Raw genomic sequence first — 1,468 nt, 5'->3', positions numbered from 1 at the left:
ATAAAGTGTACCCCTTGTAAAGGACATTTTTAAAAAAAGGCTTAAGCAGCCAGAAGAAGATGATCTCTGTATTGCACAGGGGTCATCTTTTTTCTATTCCATTGATACCTAGTATGATTATAGTGACGAATATATTTGTTTATCTCTCGTTGAAGCTCCTCGAGTGTTCTACAAGCTTTGATGTTCACTTCGTCCTTAAGGTGACCAAAGAAAGACTCGATTGGTGCATTGTCCCAACAGTTCCCTCTTCTAGACATAGACTGGCGCAGTCCTATTTTCTTAACGTATTTTTGAAAGTCTGGGTGTGTATAATGAGTGCCTTGATCGGAGTGGATAAGGGCATCTTCAACATTCTTAAATCGTCGGTTTTTCTTTAGTTTGTGTAAGGTACCGGTGGCTAAATCCATCGTAATTCGACTAGATATATGATGTGCTAACACTTCGCCTGTAGACCCATCTTTGATGACCGACAAAAAAGCTCTTTGTCCGCTGGAATAATTGAGATATGTAATATCAGTAAGGAGTACTTTCCAAGGCGTATGTTGATTAAATTGGCGGTTGAGCAGATTAGGAACCACTCGATGCTCCTGAGTTGCCTTCATCATTCTCTTATATGGATTTGCCTTTCGCGCAGGGCAAACAATGTCATACTTTTTCATAATTCTTCGAATTCTTTTTAGATTGTAGACACACTGAAATTGACCCGCCAATGTCATCTTGATTTGACGTGCCCCTTTCTTACGATTTTTAAATCGAAAGGCCATTAAGATCAATTCTTTTGCCACTACATCTTTGGCTTCCTGTCGATTTCTCCGTTCTACGGACTTCGGAGAGAAATAACGATAATAACCGCTACGTGAAACACCCGCTGTCTCACAGAGGAATTTCACCATATGCTTCAAGCTGTATTTCTCTATCACATATCGAATAAGAACATACCTTTGGCTGATTGGGACTTTTACTTCAGCCCCCTTTCGAGCATTCGGATCTTTTTTAAGAGTTCATTTTCAGCCTCTAATAAGTTCATCTTTGCTTCCAAACGAGCGTATTTTTCTTCCAGGGATAACTCCTTTTCACGGGGTCTCCCAGAGCTTCCTTTCCTCGTATCTTTGAGACCCAATATGCCATCTTTCTCGTATGATTTTTTCCAGCGATCAGAAGCCGATTTAATTCTCCGCCTCCCTAGAATATCTATGTTAAATCCCGCTTCTTCAAATATTTGTGTAGAAAACTTCCCATTTCTAAATTCAGCAATAAAATGATGCTTAAATTCCTCCGAATAGGTAATTCCTTTTGAACTAACCGAAGTAACGTAAGGGTTTTTAGATAATATAGCGATCTCTTTCTCTGTAAAAAGCTTTTTAGTCATAATTCTCCGTCTCCAAATTCATGATGTTATATTGATTATACAAAAAGACCCTATAGAGAGCACTTTTTTTAAGTGTCTACTCTATAGGGTACATTTTAA

Annotated in this window: 1 protein-coding gene; it reads right to left on the bottom strand. The window is 38.6% G+C overall.

The annotated features are described in order from the left end of the window. Positions 1-41 precede the first annotated feature (41 nt). Positions 42-1,369 (bottom strand): IS3 family transposase gene (locus ACQCT5_RS22840; RefSeq protein WP_499645404.1). Its coding sequence is split into 2 segments (ribosomal slippage): positions 42-985 and positions 985-1,369, totalling 1,329 coding nucleotides; the frame shifts between segments, so codons are not numbered across the junction. Positions 1,370-1,468 lie beyond the last annotated feature (99 nt).

The sequence above is a fragment of the Sutcliffiella halmapala genome, from assembly GCF_050107295.1.
GTDB classification, from domain to species: domain Bacteria; phylum Bacillota; class Bacilli; order Bacillales; family Bacillaceae_I; genus Sutcliffiella_A; species Sutcliffiella_A halmapala_A.
Note: the sequence above shows the minus strand (reverse complement) of the source record. Positions and strands in the feature narration are given on the sequence as shown.